The following is a 17,030-nucleotide window of genomic DNA, read 5'->3' on the forward strand; positions in this document are numbered from 1 at the left end:
CCCTTTTGACTCCCATGGGCGAACTGGCCAATGATGCTGCCGTGACCCGCATCATCGGGAGAGGTTGATGAACAATCGGATTTTGTCTGCCGGTAATCGAAGGCTCGCAAGGCGGCTCGGATGTCTGTTGCCTGCGCTTACTGCGATGGCGTTGCTGGCATCCGGCGTGTCTGCGCAGGACATTGGGCCGCAAAGCCAGGCCTCGCGTGAGCAGGTCGAAAAACTCGTCAGCCTTTGGAAGAAACACTTTGCCGGCGCCGACAGCCTGCAGCAGCGGCGGACGGCCTTCAGAACGCTGATGGAGACGACGCCGGGACCGACGCGCATCCAGGTCCGGCAGGTCGATGCCGACGGCGTCGATGCCGAACTGATGTGGCCCGCCCGACTTCATCACCCGATCGGCCAAAGGGTGATCCTCTATATCCATGGCGGCGGCTTTTCCAGCGGCTCCATCCGCACGCACAGCCTGATTGCCGGCTCGCTCGCCAAGGCCGCATCGAGCGACGTTCTTCTCGTCGATTATCGGCTGATGCCTGAATATGGCTATCCCGCGCAGATCAACGACGCGCTGACCGCCTATCGCTGGCTTCTCGACAACGGCTATCGGAGCGAGAACATCATCGTCGCCGGAGACGGCGCCGGCGGCAATATCGCGATCGAGACGGTGCTGCGGCAGATGCAGGTCGCAAAGCCGTTGCCGGCGGCTGTGATTGCGCTCAGCCCCATTACCGATCTTGCCGCGACGGGCGGATCGATGACATCGAATGCCGAAAGCGATCCGCTGGTCGGCAAGGACTGGATCGAGACCTTGCGCAAGACCTATCTCCGCACCCGGTCTCCGACCGATCCTCAGGCCTCGCCGTTCTATGCCGACATGACCGGCTTTCCGCCGCTGCTGCTGCAGGTCGGTTCCGGCGAAGTCCTGCTGGACGATACGCTGCGGCTCGCCGACAAGGCGCGCCAAGCGGGAGTGGACGTCACCACCGAGGTCTGGCCGGGAATGCCGCATCAATGGCAGCTGTTTCCCTCGCTGCTCGACGATGCCGACCGATCGAGCCAGAACATCGCCGAATTTGCGATCCGGCATTTTGCGGACAAACCACAGGAGTAGGGCCGCAGGGGAACAGGGGGCCGCAGGAGCAGGCGCCCTCGGTCATCGCATCATTGCGATGTGCCACGAGACGGTGAGGGCGCCAGAGGCCGCTCCACCTCCCGGCCGACGCTGAGTGTCTTTCGCACATTCGGCTCCAGCCGCTCGATATAGGCGTGGTCGGGTGCAGCGCCCAGCGCATCCAGCATTTTCGAGAAGAAACACCGGGCCGCGGCCGCAGCCGTGACGTCGAAGACATCGGCATCGCTCAGTCCGTGTTTTTTCAGCCCGTCTATATCCTGCTGGGTGACCGACGTCGCATCGCGCGCCACTTTGGCGGCAAAGGCCATGATCGCGCGTTCGCCGGCATCGATCGGCGCCTTCTCCGTCTCGTTGACAACTGCCGTGAGCCCGTCGCTGGTGAAACCCTCGCGCAGCAGCACCGAGCCGTGCGCCAGCATGCAATAGGAGGATTTCAGCTCCTTGGCTGCCGCCAGCGTCACCAGTTCATAACGCCTGAGGCTCATATGGCTGCGAATGCTCGAAAGCAGCGCCGCCCAGCTCTCCATCACCTCCGGCCGGTGGCCGAAGGCCCGGTACATGTTCGGCAGATATCCATAATTCGCCTCGGCCGACGCATACATCGACGTCGTCTTCTCGCTGGCGGATGCATTGGGGGTGTGAATGAAAGCCATGGCGTGATCCTCCTCTATTGCGAGAAGGATAGGGTAGATATGGCGGACAGCAATCCTGAAACGTCAGGCCGCGTCATTGGTCGCGGAAGCGTTACCGCTTCTCTTGATGGGAAGGGTTACGGTGAATGTCGACCCGCATCCTTTTGCGCTTCGAACCTCTATCGAGCCATCGTGCAACTCGACGATCTGCTTCACCAGGTTGAGGCCGATACCCGTTCCGGCAATCCCGGTCGACGTCCGGGCACGAAAATAGCGCTGGAACAGCCGGGGCACGTCTTCCGGATCGATCCCCACGCCGTCATCGCTGACCGAAACTTTGACGTTTCCTGTCTCTGCCCATGCCGTGACGCGAATTTCGGAGGTTCCAGGCGCGTATTTGACGGCATTGGAAAGCAGGTTGGTAAAGACCTGCGCCAAAGTGCGGGGATCGCCATCGATGAACTCGGGAAGCCCATCTATGTCCAAAGCAAAGCTGTGCGTCTTTGCGATCGTCGACTGCCGCTCGCAACAGGTTCTTATCAATGATCTCAATGCGCAAGCGGTGTAGCTGATATCGATCTTGCCGGTATCGAGGCGTCCGGCTGACAGGATGCTCTCCATGAGATCGACAATCCGGTTCACCGATGCGCGGATCTGATCGACCTTGTCGCTGAGAAATTCGGGTTCGACCGCCCCTCGTTTACGCAGCAGCCGCTGGGCAGCGGCGTCGATGATGGCAAGCGGGGTCCTGAATTCATGGGATGCCATCGCCACGAACTGCCGCTGCAATTCGTTGATGTTCCGCTCCTGCGTGAGCATGCGTTCGAGTTCCCGCGCTTGCCGCTCGACTTCCGCCGTGCGGCTCTTCACCGTCGCTTCGAGCTGATCGTGATGCCGGCGCAGCTCTTCGGCAAGGCGCACGGTCTTGGTGACGTCTTCATGGGTGGCGACGTATCCACCGTTTTGCATCGGATTGTGGGTGATCTTGATAACCCGCCCATCGGTGAGCACGATGTTCTGGCTGGCTACCGCACCGCGGGCCGTCGCTTCGAAAACGACATCAAAATAGGTAGCGGTATCGGCCGGGCCATTTCCCTCCCGGCTGCGATAGGCCAGGATATCCACGAGTGGCGTCCCCGGTTGCGTCAGCAGGTCGGGCAGATTGTACATCCGCGCGTAGGAGGGGTTGCACAATATCAGGTTCTTGAGCGAATCGAACATGCACAGCCCATGCGGCATGTTGCTGAGGGCTGCGTCGAACCGGCGATGTTGTTCGGCCAGGCTGTCTTCGACGCGAATGAGCGTCGAGATGTCCTCATAGCTGAGGATCCAGCCTCCATCCTTCGATGGCGCGCAGGTCAGTGAGATCATCCGTCCGTCGGAAAGTGCGAACTGCGACGTATGCGGTTTGCCGATCGCCGATCGCCGGGATGCCACCGCACGGCAGTCGGCGCCCAGCAATCCGTCGATAGCCATTCCCTTGCGGATGGCGCCTTCCGGAAGACCGAGAATATCAAGAGTGCGGGAATTGAAAGCCGTTACCGCGCTGGCAGGATCAAGGAGGACAATGCCCTGAGGCAGGCTCTCCAGAATGGATTCAAACGAGTGTGGCATCATCCGGCCCTGCTTCAGATCTGGTGCGTTGCACGTCTGCGTAGCATTGGTCAGAAACGATAAAGTTTCGCTAATGTCAGTCGGCGGGAACTCCTCGACGGAAAGCTGGGGGAATACGGCTCTCCGGCATTCTTCTATCTTTCTCAGATAGGCGAACCAGCGTTCAGCGGGAAGTTGCTTTGGGTCCGCCTGCAGGCCGCGGCGAACCGTAGGTCGACTTCAGGTGGAACGCCAGGCTGAGCAACAGATAGTCATCCTTGTTGTCGATGTCCTTGCCCATCAACAGCTGCGCCCGCTGCAGCCTTTGATAGAGGGTGTTGGTGTGTATGCCGAGGCAGGCCGCTGCCTTGGACGCTGATTTTCCGCTCTCGATGTAGGTTTCCAGGGTCCTGAGAAGGGCGTCGCCGTTTGCTTCCTTCTCGAAGGGAGCGAGTATCTGATCGGCGAATTCGAGGATATCAGCCGCGGATTGTTTGCGCAGCAGTCTGTCGATGCCGGTCTCGCTGTGCATGAGGATGCCCGCCCGATGCCGCATGCTCATGAGATGCGCGGCCTCGACAGCCTGTGCGGCGCCTTCCGGATAAGGATGGGGTGCGCTTTGAATGAGGCTCGCCCCGCAGCACCATCCCTCAGCTACCGCCTGATCTCCGATGGATGCCAGATTCGTCCGCAGGGCCTCCTCGGTGGCAGCGCAAAACAGCAGGAAGACGCCTTCATCGGTATAGAATGACAGCTGGTTGCGGATCGTCGCCGCCTTCAACGCCTGCTGCAGCGCTCTCTGCAGGAACAGGCTCTGGTTCTGGGCGCTCCCTTGCTCATGCCTGATAAAGATGATCTGGCAGTACTTCCTGATCTGGAAGCCGAACCGGACGGCGCCACCCGATGTGGCCTGATCATCCTTTCCTAAAACCTCGAAGTGCTTCCGTTTCCTGCTGTTGAGGATATCGTCGTGTGAGGCGCTGCGGACAATTTCGAGCGCGACGAAAGCGGAAACCACGCCGAGGATCGCCGCGCAATAGCCTGCATTGTCGCCGCGCTCGGAACGAAAGGTTCCGACGACGTCGTCGGCGACACGGACGGGATGCACGAATATGCTTTCTCGCTGGCGCAGGCCACCGTCGAGGAGTGCGGCCGGCACGTCCTTCGTCGTCTTCGGCTCCTTCCATCCCTTGGAGCCGAACGTCGTTCCAAAAATATCGGCATAGTGGAAATCGATGCCGTAATGGGTCGCGATCTCGTCCAGATGTTCGCCGAGCGGCCGGTGGTGCGTGAAGATGGACAGGATGTCGTCATGGGCCGAGAGCGAGCGCGCCAGCTCCGCGTTGCGCCTTTCGATCTCCAGCCGCATCCGGTTGATGCTTTCATTCGACCGAACGGCCTGCTCGTAGGCCTGCGACTTCTTGTAGGCGATGGCAAGCTGCGTCGCCACGGCCGCAAGCAGGCCTACGCTGAATGCGCCATAGGCGGAGCCCTGCCGAAACGACATGACGGTCAGCGTTCCCAGCGTCGTCGTGTCGGTCCTGATGGGAACGCAGATGAGGCTGTGAGAGAGACGCTGTTCGGATAGGAAGCGAACGTTTGGCGCACGCAGATTCGCATGGGCATCTCTGATATCGGCGGCCGAGTTCAGCAGGACGGGTGTTCCGGTCGAGAAGACGCTGCCGGAGATCGATTCCTGAGGCGTGATGCGATAATTGTAATAATCGTCGTCGAAGCCGACTTGTGACACCGGAATGAGGAGACCTGAGGCCTCGTCGTAAAGTCTCAGGACGCCCGCGTCGCTCTCGGCTATCACGCTCAGCGTCTGCTCGAGCGCGTTTACGTTGATCTCGTTCGGATCGAGGGAGTCGAGGACATTGCGATTGATGGCGTTCATGGCCTCGACGGCGCGGTTCTGAAAGCGGATGACTGTGCTGAGTACGATCTCCTGCAGATGCGCAAGGGCGATTTCAGCGTGGGCACCGGGTATTCGCACCTCGCAGATGGCCCCGGCAAAATAGGAAATATCGGCGATCAATATGGCGTCGTCGCCGTCGCGGTGATGGCTGAATCCGATCGCAGGTTCCGGCGCGTCGGTCTCCGAAACCATGGGCCGGCCCGTAACCCGCCGCCAGCTGATGCGAGGTCGATCCGGCAGGCGCAAAAGCGAAGCCTCGATTTCGTCCATGATCGTCATGTTGGCAACCTTGTGTCTTTTCACATAAATAAACCGAGCATGATGTGTGTTTCAACATCCAAAAGCGACTGCTCACATATTAAGCATGTTTTATAAACGCTCAAAAAAGGGGAGCATTCCATGCTTAGTCAAATCAAGCGAAGGCACGTCATTGTTGCGATGCTGTTTGTCTGCTGGGTCGTCGGTTTCCTCGACAAGACCGCGATCAACATCGCCATCATTCCGATCGTCGACGAGTTCCACCTGACTTCCGAACAGTCCGGGATGATCATCAGCGCATTCTTTCTCGCCTATTCTCTGACGCAGCTCGTCGGAGGATACCTTGTCGATCGGCTGGGAACCCGATCGGTCTTGACCTCCGCAGTCGGTATCTGGTCGCTCGGCACGGTCGCATGCGGCGCCGTCAGCTCCGCCATGGGGCTCGCCGTGTCGCGCGTCCTGGTCGGAATGGGCGAGGCTGTCTTCCCGGCGGGAAGCTCGGTCGCCATAACCGAGAACTTCAAAAAGGAGAGCATGGCGAGGCCGAAATCGGTCATTCAGTCGGGAGCCTCGGTCGGCTTTGCCGTAGGCTCGCTGGTAACCACGGCCTTGATCGCCTACTTCAACTGGCGCGTCATGTTCGTCACCCTCGGCTTGGTCGGACTGGTTCTTGCGACCGCGCTCTATCTGGTCATGAAGCCAGTCGCCGGCGCGGCTTCGATCTCCGCCGGCCCGAAAACGGCAAAGTCGGAAAAAGCTCGGATCACGGCGTTGCTCAAGAACGCACTGACCTGGAAGATCGCCCTCTGCTACTTCTTCACCAACATCGTCTTTTGGGGTCTCCAGTCCTGGCTCCCGTCCTATTGGGTGAAGGTCAAGGGCATGAGCATGATGTCGATGGGCGCCTATTCGGCAATCCCGCCGACGCTCGGCTTCCTGTCCTTCCTGTTCTGCGGCTGGCTGCTCGACCGCTATTTCCACAAGAAGGAAAAGTATCTCATCTGCATCGGCGCCCTGGTGTCGGCGGCGTTCATCTATCTGATGGCCAACGCTTCCTCCATCCCGTTGGCCTTCTTCTATCTCACGGTTTCAAACGTCTTCCTGAACGCGATCTCGATCAGCGTGTTCGTGACGATCATGAAACATTACCCCAGCCACTCGGTGGGGACAGCGACGGGCCTGATCAACTCCCTGGCCCAGATCGGATCCTTCGTCTCGCCGACAGCGATCGGGGCCATCCTGCACGCCACAGACCAGAATTATCAGACAGCCTTCCTGGCGATCATCGGCTGCGCTGTCGTGACCTTCGCCGTGGCGGCGACGCTTCCGACCGGAAGCAAGGACGAACTGGTCGCCGATCAAGCAATTCCAGGACTGGTGAAATGACATATATCGACATCATCGAGCGCGTGCTCACCGACAAGGCGGAAGGGCTGCAGTCGGCAGCCAATGAAATCTGGTCTTTCGCCGAAATCCGCTATGAAGAGTACAAGTCGGCCGCATTGCTCGCCGACCTTCTCGAAGCGGAGGGGTTTGCCGTCGAGCGCCGGGCCGGCGGCATCGAGACGGCTTTCGTCGCAAGCTACGGCGAGGGACAGCCCGTCGTGGCGATCCTGGGCGAGTTCGATGCGCTTCCCAATCTCAGCCAGGAGGGCGAGGTCGTCAGATATAAGCCCATCATCCCCGGCGGCAACGGCCATGGATGCGGGCATAATCTGCTGGGTGTCGGTTCGCTGGCCGCTGCCATGGCGCTCAAGGCCTGCAAGGAAGAACTCGGGCTTGCCGGTACGGTCCGCTTCTACGGCTGCCCTGCCGAAGAGGGCGGCGGCGGCAAGGCCTTCATGGCCCGTGAGGGACTGTTCGATGGCGTCGACGTTGCCTTCACCTGGCACCCGTGGGATGAAAACCTCGCCTATCATGCAAGAATGCTGGCGACGAACCAGGTCTATTTCACCTTCCGTGGCGTCAGCGCGCATGCCGGCTTCGAACCTCATCTCGGACGAAGCGCGCTCGATGCCGTCGAGCTGATGAATGTCGGGGCGAACTTCCTGCGCGAGCACATCGTTCAGGACGGCAGGATTCACTATGCGATAACCGATACCGGCGGAAAGGCGCCTAATGTCGTGCAGTCGCAAGCCGAAGTGCTCTACAAGGTCCGCGCGCCGCTGATGGATCAGGTGCGCGACATTACCGAACGGGTCAAGGACGTGGCGCGCGGAGCGGCGCTGATGACCGGAACGGAGGTCGAGATCACCTTCGATGCAGCCTCTGCCGACCTGATCCCGAACGCCACGCTGGCAGGCGTCATTCACCAGGAACTCGGCAAGATCGGCGGAGCGTCCTTCTCCAACAGCGAGAAGGCGTTCGCGGCGGAGATCCAGAAGACTTTTCCCAAGGACGTTCAAGCGCGCATCGAGAAGCGCGGAACGATCCTCTCCGCGCATATCAACGAGTTTCAGGAAAAGCCGACGTTCCTGCACGGTTCGACCGATGTCGGCGACGTCAGCTGGATCGTTCCCACCGGACAGGTCTACATGGCGACATCAGCCTACGGAACGCCTCCGCATAGCTGGCAGATGGTTACGCAAGGCAAGACCTCCTACGCGCATAAGGGAATGCTTCAGGCCGGCAAGGTCATGGCCGCCGCCGCCGCCAGATGTCTCCAGGACAGCGAGTTGATCGTCCAGGCGAAGCAGGAACACGTCAGGGAACTCGGAGGCGCTTCCTACAAGCCTCTCATCCCGCTCGAGACGAAGCCGATGAAGGTCCGCTAGGCAAATGCGGACGGTTATGTGAGCCATGGAATAGTTACGAGCAACAGCGAGCGGCGAGGGGACTTCAGCCGAGTTTGGCTAGTTGCTCCTCCAGCAGATCAAGGCTGTCCTCTCCGACCTCGTTGACATCATTCGGCATGGGATCGCCGGTCTCCTGGTAAACAAGCCAGGCGACGTACATGGCCGCCGTCGTCAGCGCGTTCCAGCCGTCTTCGCTGGGCTTTCCCACGGCCTCGGAGAGCCGACGGAGTGTCCCGCGCTCATCGTCGCTGTAAATGAGGTCGGAGAAATATCGGCCGGTCAGGCGTCCATCGCCACTCCCAATACGGATTGCCGCCAGGGCGGCCCTGGCTTCGGACGCGTCGGGGTTCGATGCGCTCGATGTGTGCGACCAAAGCCGCGGCAACGGTTGCCAAGCGCCGTGCTTGTTCGCGTTGCGGCAGGCCGGTCAACTCGGCGCGCAGTTTCATGTCTCCATGCTCTCCACTGAGTTTGTCGCAAAGTTTTTTAACACAGATAGAAGCCCTTCCGGCTTGTCCCAGAAGGTCTGCCGATTGCGGCGCATTGCTCGTGTTTAGATCGGTCGAAAAAATCGAACGATGGCGCGTAATGGGTCGTCCTTTTAGAACGTTCCAATTATAGAATGAAGGATTCTGCGACAATTAGGAAATCATTACGCCGAAAATAGCCAATAAATGGCATCAGATTCAGATTCCTCTTGACAGAATTGGAACGTTCCAAATATTTAACGATCAATCAACGTTTGGTGTTCGGAGGAAGAGGTGACGAAGGCACGGGTGACCGTCATCGATATCGCAAAGGCGGCTGGCGTCTCCAAATCGACGGTTTCGCTCGTGCTTCAGGGCTCTTCCCTGGTCAATGAGGGGACGCGGTCCAAGGTCAATGCGGTGATGCGCGAGCTGGGCTATGTCTACAATCGCGGCGCAGCCAATCTTCGCCAAGCCGGCGCCAAATCGCGGATCATCGGGGTCGTCGTGAACGATCTGACGAACAGCTTCTTTGCGGAGCTGGCAGTCGGCGTCGACATGGTCGTTCAGTCGGCCGGATTCGTGCAGTTCCTGTCGAACACCAGTGAGAGCATCGACAGGCAGCGCGAGGTCGTTGCATCGATGCGGGAACATGGCATTTCGGGGCTCATCGTGTCGCCGGCGCGCGCCACCGATGCCGCAGACTTCAAGCCGCTCGTCGCGGCAGGGATCCCGGTGGTGGTCGTCGTGCGAAACCTGCCCGGCGCCAAAGTCTCGTCGATCGTCTCCGACAACCGGGCCGGCATGATGTCGGCGGTCAAACATTTGGCGGGGCTTGGTCACAAGCGCATCGCTTTTCTCGGCGGTTTTCCCGACACCGCCGTCTTCGACGACCGCCTTGCCGGTTACCGAAGCGGCATGGAAGCAGCCGGGCTCGACTACCACCAAGAACTTGTCGTCTCGTCGGCGCCGTCGCGCGCCGGCGGGGTCGAGGCGATCGGAAAAGCGCTCGTTCTTACCGACAGACCGACGGCGGCCGTCTGCTTCAACGATGCCGTCGCCTTCGGTGTTTGCGACGGACTGCGCGCGCGCCGTCTGGAGCCCGGCTCCGACTTCGCGGTCGTGGGTTTCGACGACGTCATCGAGGCTCAGGCGGCGGTTCCGGCGCTGACAACGGTCTCGGTCGATCCGCAAGGCATTGGGCGCCGCGGCGCGCAGATGCTTCTCAAGCAGATCAACGCGGGCAAGGCCGAGGCGGAGACGGTGACAACAGCCGTTCGGCTGGTCGTCCGCGAGAGCTGTGGAGCCGGCATGAGCGTCAAAATCAAACAGGACTCTGTCTAATGCCAATGAAGAAGCATCTCACCCCAACCGAAGCGGCCGCGCTGATCCCGGATGGCGCTGTTGTCACGGTGTCGTCCTCGAGCGGTCTCGGCTGCCCGGATCTGATGCTGAAGGCGATCGGCGAACGTTTCGATGCGACCGGCCATCCCAAGGATATTACCACCCTTCACCCGATCGCTGCCGGCGATATGAGCGGCATCAAGGGCGTCGACTATATCGCCAGGAAAGGGCTGCTCAAGCGCATCATCGGCGGCTCCTATCCCTCCGGCCCGTCGTCATCAGAGCCGCCGCTGATCTGGCAGATGATCACCGGCAACGAGATCCCGGCCTACAACATTCCCTCCGGCATTCTTTTCGACATTCATCGTGAAGCCGCCGCCAAGCGGCCAGGCGTCCTGACCAAGGTCGGCATCGATACATTCGTCGATCCAGAGCGGCAGGGTTGCGCGATGAACGGCCTGGCGTCGGAACATCCGGTGGTCAAGCGCGTCAGCTTCGAGGGCGACGACTGGCTGTTTTTTCCGGCGATCGTCCCCAAGGTCGCCATCATCCGCGCCACCACGGCCGACGAGCGCGGCAACCTCACCTACGAACATGAAGGCGCCTATCTCGGCGGTCTTGATCAGGCCCTGGCCGCCCGCAACAATGGCGGCATCGTCATCGCCCAGGTCAAGCGGATCACCAAGGAAGGCTCGCTGAAGCCGCATGACGTCCGTGTCCCTGGAATGCTGGTCGATTATGTGGTCGTCGATCCGGAGCAGAAGCAGACGACGCAGACGCAGTACGATCCGGCGATTTCGGGGGAGATCTTCCGCCCGCTCGATAGTTTCAGCGTCCCGGAGTTCAATGTTCAGAAAGTCATCGCGCGCCGTGTCGCGCAGGAACTTCAGACGGGAAGCTGCGTCAATCTCGGCTTCGGCATCTCGGCCAACGTGCCGCGCATTCTGCTGGAGGAGGGGCTCCACGGCGCAGTCACCTGGGTGATCGAGCAGGGTGCCGTCGGCGGCGTGCCGCTGCTCGACTTCGCCTTTGGCTGCGCCTCCAACGCCGACGCCTACATGCCGTCTCCCTATCAGTTCACCTATTTCCAGGGCGCAGGCTTCGATGCCTCGCTGCTGTCCTTCCTTGAGATCGGCAAAGACGGTTCGGTCAATGTCTCCAAGCTCTCCTTCCGGCCGCATGTGACGGCTGGCGCCGGAGGCTTCGTCGACATCACCGCGCGGGCGAAGAAGATCGTCTTCTCCGGCATGTTCAACGCCGGAGCGAAGCTTTCGATCGCCGATGGCGCGCTACTGATCGAGAAGGAAGGCAAGTTGAAGAAACTCGTCAACGAGGTCGAACATGTCACCTTCAGCGGTAGGCGCGCGATCGAGCAAGGGCAGGATATCACCTATGTCACCGAGCGGTGCGTGATGAAGCTGACGCGCGATGGCATCGTCCTCACCGAGATTGCCCCTGGCGTCGATCTCCAGTCCCACATCCTCGATCAATCGGAGTTTCCATTGATCGTCGCGCCTGATCTGAAGGTCATGGACGCGGCGCTCTTCGCGGAGGCAGCGATCGGCCTGTCGCTTCCAGAAAAAAAGGCACGCACGCTGGAGGGCAGCTTCCATGGCTAGCGGATCCGTCAGAATTGACGTCGATGGACATGTTGCGACGCTGACGATTTCTCGTCCGGAGAAGCTGAACGCGCTCGACCTGGACATGCTGAAAGCGCTGGCGGATGCGGCTGACGAGGTGGAGGCGAACGCCAATGTGCGCGCTGCCATTCTCACGGGCGAAGGAAAGGGCTTTTCCGCCGGTGGCGATATCAAGGCCTGGGGCGGAATGTTGCCTCAGGAGTTCGGTCATCTCTGGGTTCGCCACGGCCACCGTATTTTCGAAAGACTGGCGACACTCAGGGTGCCGTTGGTCGCGGCTCTGAACGGCCACGCTCTCGGAGGAGGGCTTGAGCTTGCGGGCGTCGCGGACATTCGCCTCGCCGAGCAGCACATCAAGATCGGCCTGCCGGAGACCGGCCTTGGCATGGTGCCGGGCTGGTCCGGGACGCAGCGTCTTGTGCGCCGGTTCGGGGCGCAGGCCGTCCGGCGTATGGCCCTGGGTGGCGAGATATTCACCGCCGAGGAGGCACGCCTTCTCGGGATCGTGGACGCGGTTGTTCCCACAGGAAACGCGCTGGCCGCTGCCAAGGAATATGCGCAGCGGATTGCTGCAAGGGGGCCGGCTGCGACCGAGATCGCGAAGTTGATGATCGCATCGGCGAACGGCGAAGACAACGGAACCGCGGTCGAAGCCCTGGGCTCGATCCTCGCTGCGAAGACCGGCGATCTGAAGGAGGGCGTCGCATCATTCAGCGAGAAGCGCCCGGCAACGTTCAAGGGAGAATGGTAATGACGGTCCTCGTCAACCCCACGGCACTGAGCAACCACAGAGCGCGTGATTTCAAGATGCTCATCGACGGCAAATGGGAGGCAGGCTCCTCCGGTCCGATCGAGCGTGTCGCGCCAAGCCATGGTGTCGTGGTCAGCCGCTTCCCGACGGGCAGCAGCACGGACGCCGAGCGGGCGATCGCCGCGGCACGCAGGGCCTTCGACCTTGGGCCGTGGCCGCGGATGACCGCTTCCGAACGTTCCGCCATCCTGCTCAAAGCCGCCGATCTGATTGCGACGCGTGCGGAGGAGCTGGCATTTCTCGATGCGATCGAGGCGGGAAAGCCGATCACGCAGGTGCGGGGAGAAATTGCCGGATCCGTTGACATATGGCGCTACGCGGCAGCGCTCGCACGTGACCTCCACGGCGAAAGCTACAACACGCTCGGCGATGGCACATTGGGGGTCGTGCTGCGCGAAGCGATCGGCGTGGTGTCGATCATCACGCCCTGGAACTTCCCGTTCCTGATCGTCGGCCAGAAGCTGCCGTTTGCCTTGGCCGCCGGCTGCACCACCGTCGTCAAGCCCTCGGAACTGACCTCGGGATCGACGCTCGTGCTGGGAGAAATCCTGCAGCAGGCCGGCATTCCCGATGGTGTCGTCAATATTGTCACCGGCCGGGGACCTGAGGTCGGCGCGGTCATGACGTCGCATCCTGACGTCGATATGGTGTCCTTCACCGGCTCGACCGGCGTCGGCAAGCTGACCATGGCGAATGCCGCCCAGACGCTGAAGAAGGTTTCGCTGGAGCTGGGTGGGAAGAACCCGCAGATCGTATTCCCGGATGCCGATCTTGATGCATTCATCGATGCCGCGGTCTTCGGCGCATATTTCAATGCCGGCGAGTGCTGCAATGCCGGCTCACGGCTGGTCCTTCATAAATCAATCGCTGCCGATGTCGTCAGGCGGATTGCCGAATTGTCGAAGGCGGTGAAGGTCGGCGATCCCCTCGACCCTTCGACGCAGGTCGGCGCCATCATCACGCCGCAGCATCTGGAGAAGATATCGGGATATGTCGCCGGCGCCAGAAGCAGCGGCGCCCGCGTCGCTTATGGCGGCGAGACGCTCGATCTCGGCATGGGGCAGTTCATGTCGCCGACGATCCTCGAAGAGGTCACCCCTGATATGGCCGTGGCGCGTGAGGAAGTCTTCGGGCCGGTCCTGTCGGTCCTGACATTCGAGACATCAGCCGAAGCCATCAGGATCGCCAATTCCATCGACTACGGCCTGTCGGCCGGTGTCTGGAGCCGCGATTTCGACACCTGCCTGACGATCGGGCGGTCGGTGCGGGCGGGCACGATCTGGATGAACACCTTCATGGACGGCGCCTCGGAGCTTCCCTTTGGCGGTTACAAGCAAAGCGGCCTCGGCCGCGAGCTCGGCCGTCATGCGGTCGAAGACTACACGGAGACCAAGACGCTGAACATGCATATCGGCAAACGCACCAATTGGTGGATGCCGCAGACGGAAAAGCCGGCTTAGCCGGCGGCCGAACTACGCTCGAGGAGGGCGGGTGATTGGTGCGGGAATGGGTCCCGCATCTTCCAAACTGGAACTGGGAGGTTCTTCGATGAACAGGTTTTTGACCACGACCGCAATGATCGCATTGGCTCTGGCCAGCGGTAGCGTGTCCGTACGCGCAGCCGACGTGAAGGAAGTGCAGATGCTGCACTGGTGGACGTCGGGCGGTGAGGCAGCGGCGCTGAACGTTCTGAAGCAGGACCTGTCGAAGGAAGGTTTTGCCTGGAAGGATGTTCCGGTGGCCGGCGGTGGCGGTGACGCGGCGATGACGGCGCTGAAGGCGATGGTGGCGGCCGGCACCTATCCGACAGCCTCGCAGATGCTGGGGTATACCGTGCTCGATTATGCCCAGGCCGGTGTCATGGGCGACCTGACGGAGACGGCGAAGAAGGAAGGCTGGGACAAGTCGGTGCCGGCGGCGCTGCAGAAGTTCTCGGTCTATGACGGCAAGTGGGTCGCAGCCCCTGTTAACGTCCACTCGGTCAACTGGCTGTGGATCAACAAGGCGGTGATGGACAAGATCGGCGGCACCCAGCCGAAGACCTTTGACGATCTGATCGCCCTGCTTGACAAGGCCAAGGCCGCCGGCGTCATCCCGCTCGCCCTTGGCGGCCAGAACTGGCAGGAAGCGACGATGTTCGATTCCATCGTGCTGTCGACCGGCGGTCCGGAGTTCTACAAGAAGGCCTTCAACGACCTCGATGAAGAGTCGCTGAAGTCCGAGACGATGAAGAAGTCCTTCGACAATCTGGCGACGATCGTCAAATATGTCGATCCGAACTTCTCCGGCCGCGACTGGAACCTCGCCACCGCCATGGTCATCAAGGGTGACGCGCTGGTGCAGGTGATGGGCGACTGGGCCAAGGGCGAATTCGTCGCCGCCAAGAAGACGCCGGATACCGACTTCCTGTGCTACCGCTTCCCCGGCACCGACGGCAGCGTGATCTACAACTCCGACATGTTCGGCATGTTCAACGTCCCTGACGACCGCAAGGCGGCGCAGGTGGCGCTGGCAACCGCAACGCTGTCGAAGAGCTTCCAGTCGGCCTTCAACGTCGTCAAGGGTTCGGTGCCGGCTCGTACCGACGTTCCCGATACCGACTTCGACGCCTGCGGCAAGAAGGGCATCGCCGACCTGAAGGCTGCCAATGAAGGCGGCACGCTGTTCGGCTCGCTGGCGCAAGGCTATGGCGCACCGCCGGCGATTGCCAATGCCTACAAGGACGTCGTCTCGAAGTTCGTCCACGGCCAGATCAAGACCTCCGACGAGGCCGTGACCCAGCTGGTCCAGGCGATCGACGACGCCCGCTGAGATCACTTGTGATGACAATGCTTCCCCGCGTGACCCGCGGGGAAGCTTCAGGCTCCGCGCCGATCATATGGGCCGATCATGCAGGATGATCGTGCCCGGACGATTATCGAGGAGCCATCATACGGGGAGGAGATGACATTCCATGAGCACAGTTGCGACCACTGATCCGGTTCTGACGCCGCGGCAATCGACGGGCATCTCGTTGCGCGGCCGGCTGCAGGATGCGTTGCCGAAGATCGTGCTGGCGCCGAGCTTCGTCATCACCATCATCTTCGTCTACGGCTTCATCATCTGGACGGCCTATCTCTCCTTCACCAATTCCAAGACCTTTCCCTCCTATGCCCTGACCGGCGCACGCGCCTATCAGCGGCTGTGGCGCTGGACCTTCGAGAGCGATCCGCCGTCTTCCTGGTATACCTCGATCACCAACATGGCGATCTTCGGCTTCCTCTATGTCGGCATCTGCCTGGCGCTCGGTCTCTTCCTCGCCATCCTGCTCGACCAGAAGATCCGCGGCGAGGGGCTGCTCAGGCCGATCTTCCTCTATCCGATGGCGCTCTCCTTCATCGTCACCGGCGTTGCCTGGAAATGGTTCCTCGATCCCGGCCTCGGCCTGGAACAGACGCTGCACCACTTCGGCTGGACGAGCTTCCACTTCGACTGGATCAAGAACAAGGACTTCGTCATCTACACCGTCGTCATCGCCGGTGTCTGGCAGGCGTCGGGCTTCGTCATGGCGATGTTCCTGGCGGGCCTGCGCGGCATCGACGGCGAGATCATGAAGGCCGCCCAGATCGACGGCGCCTCGCCCTTCCAGCTCTACCGCCGCATCGTCATTCCATTGCTGCGGCCGATCTTTCTGTCGGCCTTCATCGTGCTCGCCCATATGGCGATCAAGTCTTATGACCTGGTGGTGGCGCTGACCTCGGGCGGGCCGGGCGGCTCGGCCTGGCTGCCGTCCAACTTCATGTATGAATACACCTTCAAGCGCAACGAGATGGCCGTCGGCTCGGCCAGCGCCATCATCATGCTGATGACCATCTCGGCGATCATCGTGCCCTATCTCTATTCCGAACTGAAGGAGAAGGCGCGATGAGCAGCGTGACCTCTTCAACGGTAACCTCGGCAGCAACGCTCTCGCAGGCCAGCGACAGCAGCAACGACAACAACAACAGCAACAGCCGCTGGATCGGCCGCACCGTCATCTACGGCCTGCTCGTGATCTTCGCCATCCTCTACCTGATGCCGCTCTTCGTCATGCTGACCACCTCGTTCAAGACCATGGACGAGATCCAGAACGGCAACATGCTGGCGCTGCCGCAATCCCCGACCTTCGATCCCTGGATCAAGGCCTGGGGCGAGACCTGTGTCGGGCTGACCTGCGCCGGCATCAAGGGCTACTTCTGGAACTCGATCAAGATGGTGGTGCCGGCCGTCGCCATCTCCACCATCATGGGGGCGCTGAACGGTTATGTGCTGACAAAATGGCGCTTTCCCGGCCATACGCTGGTGTTCGGACTGATGCTGTTTGCCTGCTTCATTCCGTTCCAGTCGGTGCTGTTGCCGATGGCGACGATCCTCGGTTCGCTCGGCCGCTTCGGCATGACGCTGCAGAACGCCACCGGCTTT

General features: G+C 61.0%; 13 protein-coding genes and 1 pseudogene. 10 read left to right on the top strand and 4 right to left on the bottom strand.

Annotated features, from left to right (window positions below):
- Positions 1-67 precede the first annotated feature (67 nt).
- Positions 68-1,111 (top strand): alpha/beta hydrolase, encoded by a 1,044-nt coding sequence (locus ACMUVN_RS15760; protein ID WP_414815259.1) that lies wholly within the window; start codon positions 68-70, stop codon positions 1,109-1,111.
- 50 nt (positions 1,112-1,161) lie between these two features.
- Here ACMUVN_RS15760 and ACMUVN_RS15765 read toward each other — a convergent pair whose 3' ends face one another.
- From ACMUVN_RS15765 to ACMUVN_RS15775, 3 genes are all read right to left on the bottom strand, one after another.
- Entirely contained in the window at positions 1,162-1,785 is a 624-nt protein-coding gene (locus tag ACMUVN_RS15765) for a carboxymuconolactone decarboxylase family protein (protein WP_047619888.1), read from the bottom strand.
- A 63-nt stretch (positions 1,786-1,848) separates the two neighbouring features.
- Positions 1,849-3,381, bottom strand: coding sequence for a PAS-domain containing protein (locus ACMUVN_RS15770; RefSeq protein WP_414815260.1), 1,533 nt, complete (start codon positions 3,379-3,381; stop codon positions 1,849-1,851).
- A 160-nt stretch (positions 3,382-3,541) separates the two neighbouring features.
- Positions 3,542-5,554, bottom strand: a complete 2,013-nt coding sequence (locus tag ACMUVN_RS15775) for a helix-turn-helix domain-containing protein (RefSeq protein WP_414815261.1) — start codon at positions 5,552-5,554, stop codon at positions 3,542-3,544.
- Between the two features lie 120 nt (positions 5,555-5,674).
- Here ACMUVN_RS15775 and ACMUVN_RS15780 point away from each other — a divergent pair, with 120 nt between their 5' ends.
- Both ACMUVN_RS15780 and ACMUVN_RS15785 read left to right on the top strand, forming a co-directional pair.
- Positions 5,675-6,919, top strand: a complete 1,245-nt coding sequence (locus ACMUVN_RS15780) for an MFS transporter (protein ID WP_097596319.1) — start codon at positions 5,675-5,677, stop codon at positions 6,917-6,919.
- Positions 6,916-8,307, top strand: a complete 1,392-nt coding sequence (locus ACMUVN_RS15785; RefSeq protein WP_414815262.1) for an amidohydrolase — start codon at positions 6,916-6,918, stop codon at positions 8,305-8,307. Before ACMUVN_RS15780 ends, ACMUVN_RS15785 begins: the two co-directional genes overlap by 4 nt.
- Before the next feature lie 64 nt (positions 8,308-8,371).
- Here the strand turns inward: ACMUVN_RS15785 and ACMUVN_RS15790 are convergent, their stop codons facing one another.
- A complete protein-coding gene (locus ACMUVN_RS15790; RefSeq protein WP_414815263.1) occupies positions 8,372-8,536 on the bottom strand; it encodes a hypothetical protein in 165 nt (54 codons plus the stop codon).
- Positions 8,537-9,089: 553 nt separating this feature from the next.
- Between ACMUVN_RS15790 and ACMUVN_RS15795 the strand changes: the two genes are divergently transcribed.
- From ACMUVN_RS15795 to ACMUVN_RS15825, 7 genes and pseudogenes are all read left to right on the top strand, one after another.
- Positions 9,090-10,139 carry a LacI family DNA-binding transcriptional regulator gene (locus tag ACMUVN_RS15795; protein WP_047619897.1) on the top strand — a complete coding sequence of 350 codons (1,050 nt, stop codon included), beginning with the start codon at positions 9,090-9,092 and terminating at the stop codon, positions 10,137-10,139.
- 5 nt (positions 10,140-10,144) lie between these two features.
- Positions 10,145-11,758 carry an acyl CoA:acetate/3-ketoacid CoA transferase gene (locus tag ACMUVN_RS15800; protein WP_414815272.1) on the top strand — a complete coding sequence of 538 codons (1,614 nt, stop codon included), beginning with the start codon at positions 10,145-10,147 and terminating at the stop codon, positions 11,756-11,758.
- Complete coding sequence (locus ACMUVN_RS15805) at positions 11,751-12,530, top strand: enoyl-CoA hydratase/isomerase family protein (protein ID WP_047619901.1); 780 nt, start codon at positions 11,751-11,753, stop codon at positions 12,528-12,530. The genes ACMUVN_RS15800 and ACMUVN_RS15805 overlap by 8 nt, the downstream gene beginning before the upstream one ends.
- Positions 12,530-14,050: an aldehyde dehydrogenase family protein gene (locus tag ACMUVN_RS15810; RefSeq protein WP_414815264.1), complete on the top strand. Its 1,521-nt coding sequence runs from the start codon at positions 12,530-12,532 to the stop codon at positions 14,048-14,050. Before ACMUVN_RS15805 ends, ACMUVN_RS15810 begins: the two co-directional genes overlap by 1 nt.
- An 88-nt stretch (positions 14,051-14,138) precedes the next feature.
- Entirely contained in the window at positions 14,139-15,401 is a 1,263-nt protein-coding gene (locus tag ACMUVN_RS15815) for an ABC transporter substrate-binding protein (RefSeq protein ID WP_414815265.1), read from the top strand.
- A 142-nt stretch (positions 15,402-15,543) separates the two neighbouring features.
- Entirely contained in the window at positions 15,544-16,497 is a 954-nt protein-coding gene (locus ACMUVN_RS15820) for a carbohydrate ABC transporter permease (RefSeq protein ID WP_028755623.1), read from the top strand.
- Positions 16,494-17,030, top strand: a pseudogene (locus ACMUVN_RS15825) (carbohydrate ABC transporter permease); the annotation flags it as partial. The gene ACMUVN_RS15820 and the pseudogene ACMUVN_RS15825, both read left to right, overlap by 4 nt.

It is taken from the genome of Rhizobium sp. IY2, from assembly GCF_047532935.1.
GTDB classification, from domain to species: domain Bacteria; phylum Pseudomonadota; class Alphaproteobacteria; order Rhizobiales; family Rhizobiaceae; genus Rhizobium; species Rhizobium anhuiense.